General features: G+C 61.6%; 3 protein-coding genes. All 3 read left to right on the plus strand.

Translation table 11 applies throughout. From position 1 onward, the window contains the following. Positions 1 to 3: 3 nt before the first annotated feature. The coding region (locus ASF66_RS23210) for an immunoglobulin-like domain-containing protein (protein WP_442962760.1) at positions 4 to 929 on the plus strand (926 nt) is incomplete at its 3' end. Between the two features lie 28 nt (positions 930 to 957). Beyond that, positions 958 to 1,187: immunoglobulin-like domain-containing protein (locus ASF66_RS23215; protein ID WP_442962761.1), on the plus strand; the 230-nt coding region annotated here is incomplete at its 3' end. Between the two features lie 14 nt (positions 1,188 to 1,201). Beyond that, on the plus strand, positions 1,202 to 1,553 hold a 352-nt coding region (locus ASF66_RS22655; RefSeq protein WP_330219435.1), incomplete at its 3' end, for an immunoglobulin-like domain-containing protein.

Below are 1,553 nucleotides of genomic sequence, written 5' to 3' on the forward strand. Positions count from 1 at the left end.
ACCCTGTCGAACAACCAGACCATTACCATCGCAGTGGGCGAAACCAGCGGTACCGTTTCTTACACCCTTGGCAATGACGTCTACAACGGCGCCGACACCGTCAGCACCGCGATCACTGGMGTAACCGGTGGCAACTACGAGCAGCTGACCCCGAACACCACACCGGTTGTGACGCYAGTTGGCGATAGCATTGATGTCACCAACGTTGTGCTGACCGCCACTGTCCCAGCGGGCGGCGCCCTGGAAAACGGCACCATYCTCTACACGGCTACCGTTGGCGCACCTGTCACCGGCTCGCCGGTTGTCGTGACCCTGTCGAACAACCAGACCATCACCATCGCGGTCGGTGAAACCAGCGGTACCGTTTTCTACACCCTGGGTAATGACGTCTACAACGGCGCCGACACTGTCAGCACCGCGATCACCGGCGTAACCGGCGGCAACTACGAGCAGCTGACCCCGAACACCACGCCGGTCGTGACCCCGGTTGGTGATAGCGTTGACGTCACCAATGTCGTACTGACCGCTACCGTTCCAGCGGGCGGCGCTCTCGAAAACGGCACCATCCTTTACACCGCGACCGTCGGCGCTCCAGTGACTGGCTCACCAGTCGTCGTAACCCTGTCGAACAACCAGACCATTACCATCGCGGTCGGTGAAACCAGCGGTACCGTTTCTTACACCCTTGGCAATGACGTCTACAACGGCGCCGACACCGTCAGCACTGCGATCACCGGCGTAACGGGTGGCAACTACGAGCAGCTGACGCCGAACACCACACCGGTCGTGACCCCGGTTGGCGATAGCATTGATGTCACCAACGTTGTGCTAACCGCCACTGTCCCAGCGGGCGGCGCCCTGGAAAACGGCACCATTCTCTACACGGCTACCGTTGGCGCACCTGTCACCGGCTCGCCGGTTGTCGTGACNACCGCCACTGTCCCAGCGGGCGGCGCCCTGGAAAACGGCACCATTCTCTACACGGCTACCGTTGGCGCACCTGTCACCGGCTCGCCGGTTGTCGTGACCCTGTCGAACAACCAGACCATCACCATCGCGGTCGGTGAAACCAGCGGTACCGTTTYCTACACCCTGGGTAATGACGTCTACAACGGCGCCGACACTGTCAGCACCGCGATCACCGGCGTAACCGGCGGCAACTACGAGCAGCTGACCCCGAACACCACNTGAAAATGGCACTATCGTTTACACCGCTACGGTAGGCGCGCCTGTCACGGGTTCTCCGGTTGTCGTGACTTTGTCGAACAACCAGACCATCACCATCGGTGTAGGCGAAACCAGCGGTACCGTTTCCTACACCCTGGGCAATGACGTCTACAACGGCGCCGACACCGTCAGCACCGCGATCACCGGCGTAACCGGYGGCAACTACGAGCAGCTGACMCCGAACACCACGCCGGTCGTGACCCCGGTTGGCGATAGCATCGACGTCACCAACGTTGTGCTGACCGCCACTGTCCCAGCGGGCGGCGCYCTSGAAAACGGCACCATYCTCTACACGGCTACCGTTGGCGCACCTGTCACCGGCTCGC

The sequence above is a fragment of the Pseudomonas sp. Leaf129 genome (assembly GCF_001423465.1).
Taxonomy (GTDB): Bacteria; Pseudomonadota; Gammaproteobacteria; order Pseudomonadales; family Pseudomonadaceae; genus Aquipseudomonas; species Aquipseudomonas coleopterorum.